Here is a 16,543-nt window from a genome sequence, read left to right as displayed (position 1 = left end):
CTTGGAGGTAAAAGACTTAACTGATCTTGACAATAGGTCTTAAAAATAACTTTTCTGCTCATTCTTAAAGTTAAGAATTACTTCAAAAAATTGCAAAAAAAAAGACTGCCTTTTCAGACAGCCTCTTCATATATGTATAGGTTGGTATTTAGTGAAACAACACATTCAAAGCTGTTTCATCCGTTTTCTATACATACAGAGAGAGTCTTTAATTCTTCTCTATTTTTTTGAAGCTTAACCCTTGAGTTAAAAAAAGAAGCTATCTTCTCAGACAGCTTCGTAAAACTAAAATACATTCTGTTTTTTAACAATGCCCAATGATGGAACCACAGCCATTTTTAAAATCAGATCCACAATAACAATCTGTATGTGGTAATGAAGGTGGACAGTCATCTGTTATTCCAACTGGGTCTGAACCTCCGCCTCCTGGAGCTCGTCCTCCTAGGATGTTGTTAAATTTTGAAACGTTGCTTTTATTTAATCGCAAGGTTTTTACATTTCTTTTTTTCATACTATTTAATTTTAAAATTATTGACAATAACAATCAGAAGCGTTTGCACATCTTGTAGCCCAACTTTGGAAAATACATGGAGAACCAGTTCTTCCGCCTTTTACTTCAGTTGTATTTGTTTCGATGATAGAAATAGACTTCTTGTTTAGTTTTAATGATGTAAGCTTTTGTTTTTTCATAATGGTTTTCTTTTAGAATTATTCACAATAACAATGAGAAGCGTTGCATCTTGTAATCCAACTTGCTCCACAATCATACGTTCTTCCTCCTTTAATATCAGAGACATTAGTATCAATGATAGAAATGGATTTTTTGTTCAGCTTTAAAGCTTTGATTTTTTGTTTTTTCATGTGATTTATTTTTAAGATTTAATTAATTAAGTGTACTAACAAAAGGGATTTTTGTTATTTAGTATTAACAAACGTTCGGAAAAATAGATGGAGTTCCTGTGTCTACATTACAATCAGCCGGTATTTGAGTATAACACTCATCAGAACAATGAACAGAAGGACTAGCGCTGCCAGTAGTACCGCCAGTGTTGCACGCTACGTTGTTTATTGAACACGTATCTGTAATAGGTGCTTCACAGATTCTTACAGATTCTATTCCACAAGCTCCACTTCCTCCATGAACTGTTGAAGAATTAAAATTTGAGATTGATTTTTTATTCAGTTTTAATGATTTAAGCTTTTGTTTTTTCATAATTATTTGATTTTAAGATTAATAAGTAAAATAAAGTGAACTTGCGCTCACTTTATACTGTAATTAACAAGGTGAGTCATAACTAACCGCTGTACAACCTGCAAGACAATATGTGAGTTCCGAAGGACTGCATGTACATTCTGTTTGGCGAAATGATAATGGTGGTCTACCACCTAAAACTTCTCCAATAGATGATACTTGATTTTTGTTAAGTTTTAAATTTTTTACATTTTGTTTTTTCATAATAATGAGTTTTAAATATTTATGTTTACAAATGAGAAACTTATACGGTTTCTCTTGGTTTGCATTCGTAATTAGCGCATCCTTGAGATGTGCATCTATTGGTAGCACCACCAATAATGGTGTGTTGTTCATTTAGGTCAGCAACGGTAAATTTCTTGAGATTAATTTTTTTAAATGATCTTTTCGTTTTTTTCATGATGTTTGAGTTTTGATTTATACTTATTTTTTGTGAATGTATCACAGTAACAAAACAACAAGTAAATTTGAAGCCAGTCAACTGAAGGCAAATACAATTCCGTGAATTGCACCTTCAATTCCGTGAATTATGGGAAAGCTAGTAATGAAAATGTACAAGTTGAAGCTGCTTTTCAAGTATATTTGTTGAAAATACAATCCTCTATATGAAACTTTTTTTACTATCGGTATGTCTATTTTTTGTTGGAATAACCTCATACGGGCAACAAAAAGATGCATTATTGGATGAAGTGATCGCTTTAAAAAAGGAAGTGTTTAAAAAAGATGCGGATTTGGAAACCGTATTGGTAAAGATTCAAGAATATTTAAAAAAAGCAAAAAAAAGTAACCGGAATGAGTTATTAGGAAGAGCGTATTATTTGTTAGCTGTAAAAAATTCTGACCTTGAAAAAAAGCTGCAATATATAGACAGTGCCATTTTTTATACAAAAGAAATAAAAGGAGATTCCATGTTTCCTATGAAAGCTTATTTTTTTAAAGGCAGCTTTTTGTTTAATAAAAATGATTACACAAGTGCTTTAAACTACTACATTTCGGCTGAGTCCTTAGCAAAGTCAAAAAATAACGTTGAGTATCAGCATCATATAAAATTTAATATTGCAAATCTAAACCGAAGAATAGGAAAATATGAAGAAGCTATAGAATTATTTAATGAATGCCAGCTTTACGAAGAAAGCAAAGAAAAAATGAATATTGGGCGCTATATAAATATACTATTTCAACTGTCTTCTATTTATTGTCAGACAAAACAAGTTGATGAATGTACAGCAATTAATAAACAAGGTATCCGCTTGGCGTTGGAAAACAATAGTAGTTTATATAATAATTTTGTAGTCAATGAAGGTATTAATCTAAACATAAAAGGAAATTATAAAGTTTCCATAGATAGTATTGAAAAAGGAGTGAAGCACTTAAGAGAACGCCATCAAGTAATTTCTTATTTATACCTAGCAAAAAGTTATGATGCGCTAGGCAAAAAGGAAAAAGCATTGTATTATTTTAAAAGTATAGATAGTTCTTTTAACAAAACGGGAAGCTTATTCCCGCCTTTATTAGAAGCATACGAGTATTTAATTAAAGATGTTGAAGAAAAAAACGATCTCAAATCACAGTTGTATTACACGCAGCAAATAGTAAAAATAGGTAAAGTTGTCAATAGAGATTATAAATATTTATCTAACACTATTGGAAAAAAATACGACTTTCCAAGATACGCAGCAAAAAGTGATGAACTTATTGCCGATTTAAAAAGACAAAGAACACAAATTATCTTGGTGAGTCTATTGCTCGTCATGTTAGCACTAGGTGGCTTGTTATATTATTATAGATTAAAAAAACAATACCAAAAACGGTATGAAGCAATTATAAACCAGTCAAATATAATTGTTGAAGAAGAAATTACATCCAAAGATATAAAACAACAACCTGTCGTTGCAGATATAGACGAAGATGTTGTACAGGAAATTTTGCAAGAATTAGATAAATTCGAACAAGAAAAAGACTATCTCACTAATCAAATCTCACTAAAAGATGTGGCAAAAATTATAAATACGAACTCTAAGTATTTATCAAAGGTCATCAACACCTACAAGGATAAAAATTTCACAACCTACATTAATGATTTACGAATAGACTATCTGGTAGATCAGATTCAACACGATCCTATCTATCGAAAATATACCATTCGTGCGATTGCTGAAGAAGGAGGATTTTCCAATCCAGAAAGTTTTTTCAGAGCCTTTCAAAAGAGAACAGGATTAAAACCTTCGTATTTTATCAAAAAGGTGCGTGAAGACCAACATAAAAAATAATAATTCACTGAATTGTCGTTTAAGCATGCTGTTTTTTCCTTGTTTTAAAGTGTGAATGCGTTAGTTTTGAGGACATTCAAAAGTTTAAAATTTTATATTATGAGAGAAAACAAAAGAAAATTACAATTCAAAAAAATCAAAATTGCAAACATGAATAGCCTCAGAGGTGGCGGAGAAACCGATACTGTTGCTGTTTATACAGATACTTGCAGTACTAATCCTGGTTGTCCGATACTAACTTCAGATATACAAAATCCGTGTAGTGACGCTTGTAATAATCCTACAGAGCGACCTCAATATGGAAATTCTGGAGGCAAAGGAGAATGTTTAGGGCCTTGTACACAATAAACATCTTAAGTACGCTTGTTAAGTATACTTGAGTTATCTTAAAAAAGATTGTAGCTCATCCTACAATCTTTTTTTTATTTCATTAAAAAGCTGCGTGAAGACCAACAAAAAAACAATAATTCACGGAATTGTCGTTTATGTACGCCCAAATATACTTCTATAGTACTCATGAATTCATAGTTTTGAACACATTCAAATTTTTAAAATTTTATATTATGAGAGAAAACAAAAGAAAATTAAAGTTCAAAAAAATTAAAATTGCGAACATGAATACCCTTAGAGGCGGCGGAGAAACCGATACTATTGTAGTTTTTACAGACGATTGCACAACTGATAGCCCTGATTGCCCAATTCCAGCTTCAGACGATGGAAACCTGTGTAGTGATGGTTGTATCGTTTTTATTAATACTGGTGGACAACAGCCTTGGTTGTGTATGATAGGCACTGGTAGAGAATAGAGGGTTTAAAATGATTTGTTACATATCACATAATCTATCCATTATTTAATTATAGCAACATAAAAAGGCGTAAAAGTAACTCACTTTTTTGCCTTTTTTTATGATTGGCTATTAGTCTATTAAAAAAATCACTTAAAATTAAGTTGCATATTACAAGTTAATCCTGACTATGTCGTTTATAAGAAGTCCTTTTTGAGGATAAAAAATGAGTAAATTCGCATAGTTTTCAATGCTATTAATTAGAAACATAATACTTTATATGAAAAATTTTGTACTGTATGCATGTCTGTTTTTTGTTGGAACTGTTGCGTTTGCACAAGAAAAAGAAGATTTATTAAAAAAGTTTAATGAATTAAGAATACAATTCCGCGATACAAATATCAAGTATGAACAAATCAAAATACTTGCGAGTGATTATCTTGAGAGAGCAAAAAAAACCGAAAAGAAAGAGTTTATAGGGCGAGGCTATTATTTGTTAGCGCTAAGAGATACTAATGTAAAACGGAAACTTCAGTATTTAGATAGCACTATTTCTAATACAAAAAATTTAGAAGGTGATACTAGATTTCCTATGCATGCTTATTTAGCAAAAGGAAGAACTTTTCATCATGAAAGAAATTACCCAGAAGCACTTACTAATTATCTCTTAGCAGAATCAGCTGCAGCATTAAGTGGAAATTTAAAGTACCAATATGATATAAAATACAATATTGCTTTTTTAAAGCGGTTATCTGGAAATTATGAAGAGGCCGAAAAGCTATTTAAAGAGTGTCTTACTTTTGAAAAATCGCAAAAGAAGATGTATTTAGAAGGGTATTTGTATACATTACTGCAACTGTCGGCCACATATTATGAATCTGAACAAACTGCAAAATCTACAAAAATTAACAATGAAGGAATCCGACTTTCATTAGATAATAACCTAAGCCAAATGTATTATACTTTTGTAGTATATGAAGGCGCTAATTTATGTGTAAAAGGAGATTATCAAGCCTCAACTGATAGTATTCAAAAAGGAATATCACATATATATGCTAATGATCAATTGGTAGCAAAGTTTTATCTGGCAAAAAACGATCACGCGTTAGGGAAAAATAAAAAAGCCATTGACTATTTCAAAAAAGTAGATACCATTTTCAATAAAAATAATAATTTATTTCCGCCACTACGCGAATCTTATATCTACCTAATCAAAGATGCAAAAGAGGGAAAAGATGAAAGAAAAGAGTTGTATTATACGAAACAGTTATTGAAAATTGACAGTACAATACATGCTAATTACAGGCATTTATCTCAGAATATTTCAAAAAAGTACGATATTCCCGCATTGGTTTTAAGTAAAGAGCGTTTGATTACAAAATTGGAAACTCAAAATAAACAGATCACTGAAGAAAGAGATTGGATTGCTATTGCAGGAGGATTCACAAGTATATTAGCCATAGCTTTACTTATTTATTATATTCGATTGAAAAAGAAATATGAGAAACGCTACAACAAAATCATACAAAAGTCGAATTCAATTGTGGAAGAAGAAATCATTGTAAAAAATGCCAAGCCACAAGCAGTATCTTTAGGAATAGATCAACATATTATAACAGAAATTTTACAAGGATTAGAAGTATTTGAACAAGGCGATGCATTTCTCACGAATCAAATCTCCTTAAAAGATGCGGCGAAAATTATCAATACCAATTCCAAGTACCTATCAAAAATTATAAACTCATATAAAGATAAAAACTTCACATCTTACATCAACGATTTACGAATAAATTATTTAGTTAGTCACATACAACAGGATAAAAAATATCAAAAATATACCATTCGTGCCATTGCTGAAGAAATTGGTTTCTCAAATCCAGAAAGTTTTTCGAGAGCCTTTCATAAGAAGACAGGGTTAAAACCATCGTATTTTATTAAAAAAGTGAGAGAAGATGCTCAAAAAAAACTATAATTCACGGAATTATAGTTTTCCAAGACTGAATTTTCGTCTAATATTAAACATGAATACTTAGATTTGAAAACATTCAAATTTTAAAAATTATTAAAGATGAGAGAAAATAAAAAAGTATTAAAATTCAGAAAATTTAAAATTGCAAATTTACAAGTTAGTAGTATTGTTGGTGGAACAGACAGTAATCCATGTGTTGTAACGGAACCATTAGAAGAATCAATACATTGCACATCTATTCTTACTCTTTGTACAGAGGGACAGGCAAAAACAGGCATTGAACATACGTGTACAGAAACTCAAAATGGATTAAGTAACGTTTCAGGATAATCTAAAAAAAGATTATAAAAAAGGCGTAAAAGTAACTCACTTTTACGCCTTTTTTATGTTTTAACTTAGGTCTTATTCCTTCGTAAAAAACTCTTCTAACTCTTTTACGCCATACGGTTTTCCAATAATGCGTTTGTCTTTATCCAATACAAAAAAGGTTGGTGTAGAACTCACGTCATACATATTTCCGATTTCGTTATCCCACTTTTTCAATGCTAAAACGTGAATAAAATCTGGGTAAAATGAACTTTCATTTGCCCAACTTGCGCGTTCGTCTTCCAAACCAATTGCAATGACTTTAAACGTGTCTTTTTCTTGCGAAGCAACAAAGTCTTTGAGTAATGGCAACTCTTTCAAACAATGTGAACATGTACTGCTCCAAAACACTACAATATAGTTTTCAGCGCCTTTCAATTCGCTCAATTTGTGTGTTTTATTATCCTTTACCCACGTAAACTCTGGAGCAACAGCGCCAAAAGCCAAGCGTTTATGCGTTTCTAATTTTGTTGCTAAAATGGAATCATTCAATTGGTTTGCTAACGGAGTTAAATACATGTCTGCAATATGAATGGCAATCTCGTCATTTTCCAAAACCACCATTTGTTCCCACAATACATTAAATAATGATTTCTGATAATCAACCGCAACAGGCTTTATTTTCTCTGAAATTGCGGCAATGTTTTTCTTGTATTCTTCGGTTAATTCTTTTCCTGTGAACTCTTTCAATGGCAATGCCGTAAACACATAGTTTGACATTTTATCTGCAATGAAATCTGAATTTTGCAACACAGGATTTGAAAAATCTACATGGTCAAAATAGTGTTTTTTAATATTGTCAACCATTACTTCCGGTGCTTCATACGCAGTAGGTGTATACGAACGACTTGCTTTGATAAAGTTTTCTACAATAGTTCCTTGGGCTTCTTTTTCAAAGATTTCTTGTGTTTCGCTAAGTGTTTTAAAAATAGCTAAGAACGCTTTTTCATCCGCTTCTCCACTTTGGTAAAATTCATTAATACCACGTTTTACCGTATTGACACTAGAAAAATATGAAGTATTCAATTTGTTTTCTTTCGAAACGGTAAATTCAACACTTTTTTCATCAAATACAAACGAAATATCTTCTTCGCCGCTATAAATAAAATCGAAATTCTCAGATTCTTGTGGCATTCCATACACCAAACGGTACATGCCTTTTTCAGCAGCTGGTTTAAACGTATAATTTAATTTTCCATCTACAATTTTTCCATTATCAACATAAGCTTGATGCGTCGTTTTCAATTGATAAATAATAAACCATTTGAAATCTTCTGCAGGAGAAAATGTGCCTAACATCGTTTTTTGCGCTTGCATGCACAATGGAATCATACACAGTATAAAAAGTATTTTTTTAATCATGTTCTTTATTTTTTATGAAGTCATTTTAACAACTTCAGTATATTCAATAATTAAGCCAAAGCAAATTACGTAATTTTTTCTAGTACGTTTAATGCTTTTTTAACGGACGTAATACGCTCAAAAGTAAGTAATAAACGCAAACCATTTCGGGTTTGTTTTTCCTTCATCGTACAAATAGAAGGGTTTTGCTGTACAAACTGTAATATTTGTGTAAAAATAGGACTTTGATAGAAATTTGATTGTTGATCTGAAATAAAATAACTGATCAACTTGCCTTTTTTAAGAATCATTTTTTCCAATCCTAACTTGGTCGCAATCCATTTGATGCGAACCGAATCTAACAACGCAACAGCAGATTCTGGCAACGGACCAAATCTGTCAATAAGTTCATTTTCAAATACCTGTAACTCTTCTTCTGTTTTTAGAACACTTAATTTATTGTATAATAACAAGCGTTCAGAAACTGTATTAATATATGCATCTGGAAATAACAATTCAAAATCGGTATCAATCTGTGTTTCTTTCAGATAGACTTTTTCCTTCTTGCTTTCCGTTTCTTCGTATAAATCTTTGAACTCGTTTTCTTTGAGTTCTTCAATAGTTTCGTTTAGTATTTTTTGATAGGTTTCAAATCCGATTTCATTAATAAATCCACTTTGTTCGCCACCTAACAAATCTCCTGCGCCACGAATTTCCAAATCTTTCATCGCAATATTAAACCCGCTTCCAAGCGTAGAAAATTGCTCCAACGCTGTAATTCGTTTGCGTGCATCTTGTGTCATGACAGAATCTGGCGGTGTAATAAAATAACAAAAAGCTTTCTTATTGCTTCTTCCGACACGTCCACGCATCTGATGTAAATCACTCAAACCAAAATTATTGGCATTATTAATAAAAATGGTATTCGCGTTCGGAACGTCCAAACCACTTTCAATAATTGTGGTAGAAACTAACACGTCAAATTCACCATTCATAAAGGCAAGCATAAGTTTTTCTAGTTTCTTTCCATCTAGTTGTCCGTGACCGATTCCTATTTTGGCATCTGGTACCAAACGCTGAATCATTCCAGCGACTTCTTTAATATTTTCAATTCTATTGTGAATAAAAAACACTTGTCCACCACGCTGAATTTCATAACTCACCGCATCACGAATGGTTTCTTCTTGGAATCGAATCACATTCGTTTCAATTGGATATCGATTTGGCGGCGGCGTTGTAATCACTGATAAATCACGCGCAGCCATCAAACTAAATTGTAAAGTTCTCGGAATTGGAGTTGCTGTCAATGTCAACGTATCTACATTTTCTTTGATGGTTTTCAGTTTATCTTTTACCGCAACACCAAATTTTTGTTCTTCATCCACAATTAGCAACCCAAGATCTTTAAATTTTACGGCTTTATTTACCAATTGATGCGTTCCAATGACAATATCTACACTTCCGTTTTCAAGTCCTTTAAGCGCTTCGCTACGTTGTTTAGCCGATCGGAAACGATTCAAATAATCAACCGTAACTGGCATGTCTTCCAAACGTTCGGTAAAGGTTTTAAAATGCTGAAATGCTAAAATGGTTGTCGGAACTAAAATAGCAACTTGTTTTCCGTTATCAACGGCTTTAAAAGCTGCACGAATGGCAACTTCTGTTTTTCCAAAACCAACATCACCACAAACCAAACGATCCATAGGACGTTCACTTTCCATATCTGCTTTTACATCTTGCGTCGCGGTAGATTGATCGGGCGTATCTTCATAAATAAAGGAAGCTTCTAATTCGTGTTGTAAATACGTATCAGGTTGATATTGAAATCCTTTTTGCGTGCGTCGCTTTGCGTACAATTCAATTAAATTATAAGCAATATGCTTAACGCGCGCTTTGGTTTTTTGCTTGAGTTTTTTCCAAGCGCCAGAACCGAGTTTATATATTTTTGGCGGTTTCCCGTCTTTTCCGTTGAACTTAGAAATTTTGTGTAATGAGTGAATGCTCAAGTATAAAATATCGCGTTCGCCATAAATTAATTTAATGGCTTCTTGCTTGATGCCTTCAACATCAATCTTTTTTAATCCGCCAAATTTTCCAATTCCATGATCAATATGTGTGACATAATCGCCCACTTCCAAATTGGTCAATTCTTTCAGCGTAATGGCTTGTTTTTTGGCATAACCATTCTTCAAGTGAAACTTATGATAACGTTCAAAAATCTGGTGATCTGTATAACAAATAACTTTCTGATCGTGATCTGCAAACCCTTGATAGAGTGGAAGTACAACGGTTTCGTAATGCACTTTTTGTTCTACATCATCAAAAATATCGTGAAAACGTTTCGCTTGTTGTTCGCTCACGCAAGTAATATAATTGGTATATCCTTTTTCGTGATTTTTGTCTAAATCTTCAATCAATAAGTCAAATTGACGATTGAATGAAGGTTGTGGCGTTGTATTAAACCCAACAAATGTGTCTGCTTTCAACAACGGATTTACGGTCAATTCTACAATCGTATATTCTAAAAATTGATTTTGTAAGAGTTCTTTTGTGCAGAATAACTCTTCGGGCGTGTTGTGTTTGACATCTTCTGATAATTCACCAAAAGCAGCAATTGCTTTTTTAAATAATTTATCAATTCGACCAAATAATAATTCGGTATTTTTTGCAAAAACAATCGTTTTGCCTGGAATGTATTTTAAGAAGCTTTCGCGAGATTCTTGCAAGGCTTTATTTTCAACATTTGGAATAATGCTAATTTTCTTTACTTTTTCTGTTGAAAGTTGCGTTTCCACATCAAACGTACGCATGCTGTCTACTTCATCGCCAAAAAATTCAATTCGATAGGGTTCGTCATTTGAGAATGAATATACATCTACAATTCCACCACGAACTGAAAATTCGCCTGGTTCTGTAACAAAATCTACTCTGTTGAAGTTGTATTCAAACAAGGTTTCATTTACAAAATCGATAGATAATTTATCGTTCAAAGAAACTTTAAGTGTATTTTTCTCCAATTCTTTTCGCGTAACTACTTTTTCAAATAACGCATCAGGATACGTTACAATCAACGAAGGTTTTTTTCGCGAATTAATTCGGTTCAGCACTTCTGCTCTCAACAATACATTTGCATTGTCGGTTTCTTCTATTTGATACGGTCTTCGGTAACTTCCTGGATAAAAAAGCACGTCTTTATCATTCAGCAAATGTTCCAAGTCGTTTAAGTAATACGCAGCTTCTTCTTTATCATTCAACACAAAAATAAAAGGCATGTCACTTTGCTTGAAAGCTTCTGCAATAACGAACGATAAACTAGATCCTGTAAGGTCTTTTACGTGTACTTTTTCTTGGTTTTTGGCAATAGCTTGCCCCAATTTCCTGAGTTCGGGAGATTGTTTAAAATGTTGCGAGATTTTAGATATACTCACGCTCATAAAAATTTAGATGTAAATATACTGTGCAGCTATCAGATTCAATAGAAAATCAGGGTAAAATTTTGCACAAAAAAACGATAGATTATTTATCTTTGCAGTACTAAAAATTAATAAATGTCTATATCAGATTTATATTCAAGTGGATTTCGTGAGCGAAATCAAAGTCATTTTGCAGCGATTGTTCGTGTGGCAATGAGTAACGGTGTAATTTCAGAAGAAGAGAAAGCCTTTTTAGATAGAATGGCTAGAAATTTAGATATCTCTGAAAACGATTACAAAGAAATTTTAAAAGATTACAAATCGCACCCAATTAATCCGCCAACATTGTATAGCGAACGTTTAAGTCGTTTGTATGATTTGGCACGAATGGTTTATGCAGATAACCATTTAGGACCAAAGCAAACGGATATTTTAGAGCGTTTGGGAATTGGATTAGGGTTTTCTCCAGAAAATGTTCCGTATGTAGTGCACAAAGCATTAATGTTAGTGAGTAAAGGTGTAGATGCTGACGATTTTAAAGATGAGATTAAAAATATGAATCGTTAATCAGAACGATTGACCCGTCCTAAAAAAACCGAGCAAGTTGCTCGGTTTTTTTTATGTGTATTATTTTTTCTATTTGTCACATCGAGCGCAGTCGAGATGCTTTGATATTGTAATTTTTATTTAGGTCTCGACTGCGCTCGACCTGACAATATTATTTTAAATGCTTGTATATTTTACTGAGCAGCGTGGTTTCATCAAATGGTTTTTCAATGATGTCATTCATGCCCATTTTTTTATACCGTTTTTTATCGTCGTCGTATAAATTGGCGGTAAGCGCTAAAATTGGAATCGTTTTACAGTTTTGCACTGGAAGCGAGCGAATCATCTTTGTCAATTCGTCTCCATGTGTTCCTGGCATGCGAATGTCCATTAAAATTAAGTCGTATTCGTTGTGAATGACACTTTCAATAACATCTTCACCATTACTAATAATATCTAAGTAGAAATGTCCTTCTTGTGATAATATTTTCAAAACTGCCATTTGTGCGAGTTCTGAATCTTCGGCAAGTAAGATATTGTATTTTTCTTTTGATAATGAATTTTTATATTCTATATCCAATTTGTTTTCTAAAGAAGTATTTTCTTGATTAATTGGATACTTGAAGTTAATGTTCATCTTAAAGATAGAACCTACATTTTCTTCACTTTCTACGGTAATTTTTCCGTCCATCAATTCTACTAACCCTTTCACAATAGACAAGCCAAGTCCTGTGCCTGAATATTTTTGAGTGACATCCAATTGTGTAAAACTGTTGAAAATGATATCGAGTTTTTCGGAAGGAATTCCAATTCCTGTATCCTTTACGCTAATATTTAGGTTTACTTTTCGTGCTCTTCGTTGATTTTCTTTAATAGTGAAGGTCACTTTTCCGGTGGTAGTAAATTTGAACGCATTTTCAAGTAAGTTTTCAAAAACCTGCTTGATGCGTGTTTTGTCACCTTCTATATATTTTGGGATTTTATCGTCAAAATCGACTTCAAATTCAATGTTTTTTTGTTTTGCTTTTACAGTATATGTAAAGGCTAACATTTCAATCAACTTGTGGAAATCAAACAATTCTTCATCAATGGTGAGTTTTCCAACTTCAATTTTAGACATTTCTAAAATGTCACCAATCATATTTTTTAAGTGATCTCCAGATGATTTAATGACTTCTACATAATCTTGTTGTTCCAAAGACATGTCGGTTTTCTGCAATACAGAACAAAACGCGGTAACACCAGTTAATGGATTGCGTAATTCGTGACTAAAATTTGCAATAAACGTATTTTTGAAGTCTTCTTTTTCTTTGAGGTATTTATTTTGGAGTTCTAAAATTTGTGAGTTGATCACAGATTCATTTCTGCTTTGTGCAACTTCTTGATAGTATTCGTAATGATCTGAAAAATCATGAATAATAACTAAGGATGGTTGACCATTAGCAAACGTTTTAAACTCTATATCGCACGTATGTTGTTGCTTCTTTTTACTTTCTAAATGAACACAGGTAAACTTAATATCGTTGTCTTCTTTCGAATCAAAATAAGAAGCTAGTCCTTCAAAAAATGGATTTATTGAGCTAATTTCATCTCCTTTTTTTAAGGGAAATAAAATGTTGTCACTTTCAATTACTTTTCCTGTTTTGTCAATAGTAATGAACTGTGTTCTAGGATGAAAATAGGTTCCTCTGTAGGTTTCTAGCATAGTAATTATTTCACAAGTTCTTTTGCCAATGTAGTAAATAAATCGGCTACGTTATCACCGGTTTTTGCACTCGTAAAAAAGTCAGGAGTAACACCAAAAATAGCTTTATTTTCTTTCAAATAGCTTTTGGTAACCAAGTCTGCTTTATTTCCAACGACTTTTAAAGGTGTGTTGGCATATTGATTTGTTAAGTAGGTAATATCGTCTTCTAAATTTTGAAAAGTTGCTGGTCGTGTTACATCAAAAACATATATAAAACCATGTGTTCCAAGTAAATAAGAAGCTCTTGTTTTTTTAATATCGTCGTATCCTTCTAAATCCCAAATAATAAGAGAAATAGTTTCGTTGGGCGCAATTTGGACTTCTTTTTTTAAGATGTGAACTCCAATAGTTACTTTGTAATCTGTTGTAAACGAATTTTCAACAAATTGTCTTATTAAGGAAGACTTACCTACACCGAAGTGACCAAGTAAGATTATTTTTTTAGAGACTTTCATTCGTGCAAAAGTAAAATTCTAATTCGTTAGTAATAGCTGCTTCGTTAATTTCGCTTAAATCATCAAATAGATTCAAGAAATTGTCAGTAAAATTAAAGATTATATCTTGGATTTTATTTTTAAAGATAAGATTATATTCTCCAGAAATTGCAACTGCAACATAAAAAGATACAAAGCTTTGAATATGAATATGATACAATTCGTATTCAATTAGCTCTAAATTTTGACTTTTTTCATTAAACGCATCTTCTACGAAGCTTTTAATTGCGGTTAACATTCCAGAAATCATATCTTTATCTATGGTTTCTGTTTTGGTATATTGCCCAATGAGCAATCCTGAGTTTTTTTCAATAACCAATACTTGTTCTACTTGTGAAATAGATGACAATTGACTCAAAAGTAATTCTTCTTCTTTTACGCCGCCAAACCACGATTTGAATTTTCGTTTCCAACTTTTTGAAGAGAAACTATCTTCTAACTGTTTATTGATGCGTTCCGTAAGCAAACTAATTTCTTGTGAAATGTATTTTTTGATCATTTTACCCATAATTGGATACAATGCTTCCACTACTTGATCTTTAGAATTTTTAATTTGCTCCGCGAGTGCTTCTGTAATGGTAGGTCCTAATGTTTCAGGAATTCGTTCGGTAAACTCTAGTAACTTCTCGTCAATAATAGGATTTACCTTGCTTGAAAGCTTTTGTTGTTTATGAATTAAATCTTCAAGTGCTTTAATTTTAGCATGTATCGATTCCGCATACACACGATCGTCCGTGAGTAATAAATCTTTCAACAACGCTAATTTGTCATCTTCCGTCATAAATACACAATAAGATTTATGTTGGATTTTATTCCTTTCCTATTTTTTCACCAAGGTTTACCAATAATTGTCCTAACTGTCTTCGGTCTACTTTTTTCTCGTCCATATCGTCTAATTTATTTTCAATATTGGATTCTAATTCCGTAATTCGAATGTTTAGATCTGTACTAAGATTATCAATATTTTGAATCAATTCGGAACGAACTTCTTCAATCAATGTTTCTAAAGCTTTCTTTTTGGCAAGAATGTCATTTTTAATAGTGTCGAACTCAGAATTGTACTCCTGAATGTTCTCTCCAAAAATTAAATTCTTGATTGCTTCAATTTTTGTAGAAGGATCTACAAAATTAGTATTTGCTTGATCAGCATCTGCGGTATTTTTACCTTTTGTTGCCATTTAGGAATATTTTAGTGTACATGGGTTATACACAAAAATAGTAATTTTTGCGAAAGTTCATCGCTTTCCTACGAGTTCTTCATAAACTCTTTGGCTTTTTCTACCATTTTGCGACTTCCAGTAAAGATGGGAACACGTTGGTGAAGCGCTGTTGGTTTAATATCCATAATGCGTTGAAAGCCGTCTGTGGCAAGCCCGTTCGCTTGTTCGGCTAAGAACGCCATTGGATTGCATTCGTATAATAGACGTAGTTTTCCGTTGGGCGCTTTGGACGTTTGCGGATAAATATAAATTCCTCCTTTAATTAAGTTTCTGTGAAAATCAGATACTAATGAACCAATATAACGTGATGTGTACGGTCTGTCGCCTTCTTCTTCCTGACAATATTTTATATAATTTTTTACACCAACTGGAAAATGCGCATAATTTCCTTCGTTGATAGAATAGATATTTCCTGTCTCTGGAAATTGCATATTTGGATGCGATAAGTAAAATGTTCCAATTGCAGGATTTAGTGTAAAACCGTTTACGCCATGTCCGGTTGTGTAAACTAACATTGTGGATGTTCCGTAAATTACATAACCAGCTGCTACTTGTTTGTTTCCTTCTTGCAGAAAATCATCAATAGTTACTGGCGTTCCAACTGGCGTAATTCTTCTATAAATAGAAAAAATAGTTCCTACAGAAACATTCACATCAATATTAGAAGAACCGTCTAATGGATCCATCAAAACGACATATTTATTTTGATTATTTTCATCTAAACTATTAATAGCGATAAAATCATCATTTTCTTCAGAACCAATTCCGCAAACAATATTTCTATTAATCAAAGTTTGAATAAACTTTTCATTGGCATACACATCTAGCTTTTGCTGATCTTCTCCTTGAATATTTGTTTCGCCAGCTGCGCCAATAATATCAACCAATCCAGCTTTATTTACTTCGTGGTTTACAACTTTTGCCGCCAATCGGATAGAATTGATCAATCTTGAAAGTTCTCCAGAAGAATACTTAAATTCTTCTTGATTCTCAATAATAAATTCTCCTAACGTTTGATTTTTTTTAGCCATTTTGTCTACTTTGTTTCTCAGATCACAAATATCGATAATTTTGTATAACTATAACGTTTTCGTAGAAATTATAATTTTACACTTCTTACCTTTGTGTAAACATTACAAA

Annotated in this window: 18 protein-coding genes; 6 read left to right on the top strand and 12 right to left on the bottom strand. The window is 32.4% G+C overall.

Features of this window, described 5'->3' with window-relative positions; genetic code table 11:
* Window positions 1-304 precede the first annotated feature (304 nt).
* The 5 genes from H2O64_RS13330 to H2O64_RS13310 all read right to left on the bottom strand — a co-directional run bounded on the left by H2O64_RS13330 (window position 305) and on the right by H2O64_RS13310 (window position 1,588).
* On the bottom strand, window positions 305-511 hold the full coding sequence (locus H2O64_RS13330; RefSeq protein WP_187562697.1) for a hypothetical protein: 207 nt from the start codon (window positions 509-511) through the stop codon (window positions 305-307).
* Between the two features lie 17 nt (window positions 512-528).
* On the bottom strand, window positions 529-690 hold the full coding sequence (locus tag H2O64_RS13325) for a hypothetical protein (protein ID WP_187562696.1): 162 nt from the start codon (window positions 688-690) through the stop codon (window positions 529-531).
* An 18-nt stretch (window positions 691-708) separates the two neighbouring features.
* Window positions 709-861: a hypothetical protein gene (locus H2O64_RS13320; protein ID WP_187562695.1), complete on the bottom strand. Its 153-nt coding sequence runs from the start codon at window positions 859-861 to the stop codon at window positions 709-711.
* 64 nt (window positions 862-925) lie between these two features.
* On the bottom strand, window positions 926-1,213 hold the full coding sequence (locus H2O64_RS13315; RefSeq protein WP_187562694.1) for a hypothetical protein: 288 nt from the start codon (window positions 1,211-1,213) through the stop codon (window positions 926-928).
* A gap of 63 nt (window positions 1,214-1,276) precedes the next feature.
* The gene (locus H2O64_RS13310) at window positions 1,277-1,588 is read right to left on the bottom strand and encodes a hypothetical protein (RefSeq protein WP_187562693.1); all 312 of its coding nucleotides are present in this window, start codon (window positions 1,586-1,588) and stop codon (window positions 1,277-1,279) included.
* Window positions 1,589-1,857: 269 nt separating this feature from the next.
* Here H2O64_RS13310 and H2O64_RS13305 point away from each other — a divergent pair, with 269 nt between their 5' ends.
* The 5 genes from H2O64_RS13305 (at window position 1,858) to H2O64_RS13285 (ending at window position 6,606) form a co-directional block, all read left to right on the top strand.
* Complete coding sequence (locus H2O64_RS13305; protein WP_187562692.1) at window positions 1,858-3,522, top strand: helix-turn-helix domain-containing protein; 1,665 nt, start codon at window positions 1,858-1,860, stop codon at window positions 3,520-3,522.
* A gap of 99 nt (window positions 3,523-3,621) precedes the next feature.
* Entirely contained in the window at window positions 3,622-3,870 is a 249-nt protein-coding gene (locus H2O64_RS13300; protein WP_187562691.1) for a hypothetical protein, read from the top strand.
* A gap of 266 nt (window positions 3,871-4,136) precedes the next feature.
* A complete protein-coding gene (locus H2O64_RS13295; protein WP_187562690.1) occupies window positions 4,137-4,328 on the top strand; it encodes a hypothetical protein in 192 nt (63 codons plus the stop codon).
* Window positions 4,329-4,587: 259 nt separating this feature from the next.
* A complete protein-coding gene (locus H2O64_RS13290; RefSeq protein ID WP_187562689.1) occupies window positions 4,588-6,279 on the top strand; it encodes a helix-turn-helix domain-containing protein in 1,692 nt (563 codons plus the stop codon).
* 96 nt (window positions 6,280-6,375) lie between these two features.
* Window positions 6,376-6,606, top strand: a complete 231-nt coding sequence (locus H2O64_RS13285; RefSeq protein WP_187562688.1) for a hypothetical protein — start codon at window positions 6,376-6,378, stop codon at window positions 6,604-6,606.
* A gap of 72 nt (window positions 6,607-6,678) precedes the next feature.
* Here H2O64_RS13285 and H2O64_RS13280 read toward each other — a convergent pair whose 3' ends face one another.
* A complete protein-coding gene (locus H2O64_RS13280) occupies window positions 6,679-8,004 on the bottom strand; it encodes a TlpA family protein disulfide reductase (protein ID WP_187562687.1) in 1,326 nt (441 codons plus the stop codon).
* Between the two features lie 65 nt (window positions 8,005-8,069).
* The gene (gene mfd, locus H2O64_RS13275) at window positions 8,070-11,411 is read right to left on the bottom strand and encodes a transcription-repair coupling factor (protein ID WP_187562686.1); all 3,342 of its coding nucleotides are present in this window, start codon (window positions 11,409-11,411) and stop codon (window positions 8,070-8,072) included.
* Between the two features lie 120 nt (window positions 11,412-11,531).
* On the opposite strand from mfd, the gene H2O64_RS13270 reads away from it, so the two are divergent.
* Window positions 11,532-11,963, top strand: a complete 432-nt coding sequence (locus tag H2O64_RS13270) for a tellurite resistance TerB family protein (RefSeq protein WP_187562685.1) — start codon at window positions 11,532-11,534, stop codon at window positions 11,961-11,963.
* 151 nt (window positions 11,964-12,114) lie between these two features.
* Here H2O64_RS13270 and H2O64_RS13265 read toward each other — a convergent pair whose 3' ends face one another.
* The 5 genes from H2O64_RS13265 to fbp form a co-directional block, all read right to left on the bottom strand.
* Entirely contained in the window at window positions 12,115-13,647 is a 1,533-nt protein-coding gene (locus H2O64_RS13265) for an ATP-binding response regulator (RefSeq protein WP_187562684.1), read from the bottom strand.
* 5 nt (window positions 13,648-13,652) lie between these two features.
* A complete protein-coding gene (locus H2O64_RS13260; protein WP_187562683.1) occupies window positions 13,653-14,144 on the bottom strand; it encodes a Rab family GTPase in 492 nt (163 codons plus the stop codon).
* The gene (locus tag H2O64_RS13255; RefSeq protein ID WP_187562682.1) at window positions 14,131-14,964 is read right to left on the bottom strand and encodes a cell envelope biogenesis protein OmpA; all 834 of its coding nucleotides are present in this window, start codon (window positions 14,962-14,964) and stop codon (window positions 14,131-14,133) included. Before H2O64_RS13255 ends, H2O64_RS13260 begins: the two co-directional genes overlap by 14 nt.
* 28 nt (window positions 14,965-14,992) lie before the next feature.
* Window positions 14,993-15,361 (bottom strand): fructose 1,6-bisphosphatase, encoded by a 369-nt coding sequence (locus H2O64_RS13250; protein ID WP_187562681.1) that lies wholly within the window; start codon window positions 15,359-15,361, stop codon window positions 14,993-14,995.
* A 68-nt stretch (window positions 15,362-15,429) separates the two neighbouring features.
* Window positions 15,430-16,434 carry a class 1 fructose-bisphosphatase gene (gene fbp / locus H2O64_RS13245; protein WP_187562680.1) on the bottom strand — a complete coding sequence of 335 codons (1,005 nt, stop codon included), beginning with the start codon at window positions 16,432-16,434 and terminating at the stop codon, window positions 15,430-15,432.
* Window positions 16,435-16,543 lie beyond the last annotated feature (109 nt).

It is taken from the genome of Kordia aestuariivivens (genome assembly GCF_014397005.1).
Lineage (GTDB): Bacteria > Bacteroidota > Bacteroidia > Flavobacteriales > Flavobacteriaceae > Kordia > Kordia aestuariivivens.
Note: the sequence above shows the minus strand (reverse complement) of the source record. Positions and strands in the feature narration are given on the sequence as shown.

Excerpts from the sequence above, each read along its gene's own strand:
- H2O64_RS13260 (WP_187562683.1), bottom strand. The coding sequence starts at position 14,144 with ATGAAAGTCTCTAAAAAAATAATCTTACTTGGTCACTTCGGTGTAGGT.
- H2O64_RS13270 (WP_187562685.1), top strand. The coding sequence starts at position 11,532 with ATGTCTATATCAGATTTATATTCAAGTGGATTTCGTGAGCGAAATCAA.
- H2O64_RS13285 (WP_187562688.1), top strand. The coding sequence starts at position 6,376 with ATGAGAGAAAATAAAAAAGTATTAAAATTCAGAAAATTTAAAATTGCA.
- H2O64_RS13280 (WP_187562687.1), bottom strand. The coding sequence starts at position 8,004 with ATGATTAAAAAAATACTTTTTATACTGTGTATGATTCCATTGTGCATG.
- H2O64_RS13310 (WP_187562693.1), bottom strand. The coding sequence starts at position 1,588 with ATGAACAACACACCATTATTGGTGGTGCTACCAATAGATGCACATCTC.
- H2O64_RS13325 (WP_187562696.1), bottom strand. The coding sequence starts at position 690 with ATGAAAAAACAAAAGCTTACATCATTAAAACTAAACAAGAAGTCTATT.
- H2O64_RS13305 (WP_187562692.1), top strand. The coding sequence starts at position 1,858 with ATGAAACTTTTTTTACTATCGGTATGTCTATTTTTTGTTGGAATAACC.
- H2O64_RS13265 (WP_187562684.1), bottom strand. The coding sequence starts at position 13,647 with ATGCTAGAAACCTACAGAGGAACCTATTTTCATCCTAGAACACAGTTC.
- fbp (WP_187562680.1), bottom strand. The coding sequence starts at position 16,434 with ATGGCTAAAAAAAATCAAACGTTAGGAGAATTTATTATTGAGAATCAA.
- H2O64_RS13250 (WP_187562681.1), bottom strand. The coding sequence starts at position 15,361 with ATGGCAACAAAAGGTAAAAATACCGCAGATGCTGATCAAGCAAATACT.
- H2O64_RS13330 (WP_187562697.1), bottom strand. The coding sequence starts at position 511 with ATGAAAAAAAGAAATGTAAAAACCTTGCGATTAAATAAAAGCAACGTT.
- H2O64_RS13255 (WP_187562682.1), bottom strand. The coding sequence starts at position 14,964 with ATGACGGAAGATGACAAATTAGCGTTGTTGAAAGATTTATTACTCACG.
- H2O64_RS13295 (WP_187562690.1), top strand. The coding sequence starts at position 4,137 with ATGAATACCCTTAGAGGCGGCGGAGAAACCGATACTATTGTAGTTTTT.
- H2O64_RS13320 (WP_187562695.1), bottom strand. The coding sequence starts at position 861 with ATGAAAAAACAAAAAATCAAAGCTTTAAAGCTGAACAAAAAATCCATT.
- H2O64_RS13315 (WP_187562694.1), bottom strand. The coding sequence starts at position 1,213 with ATGAAAAAACAAAAGCTTAAATCATTAAAACTGAATAAAAAATCAATC.
- H2O64_RS13300 (WP_187562691.1), top strand. The coding sequence starts at position 3,622 with ATGAGAGAAAACAAAAGAAAATTACAATTCAAAAAAATCAAAATTGCA.
- H2O64_RS13290 (WP_187562689.1), top strand. The coding sequence starts at position 4,588 with ATGAAAAATTTTGTACTGTATGCATGTCTGTTTTTTGTTGGAACTGTT.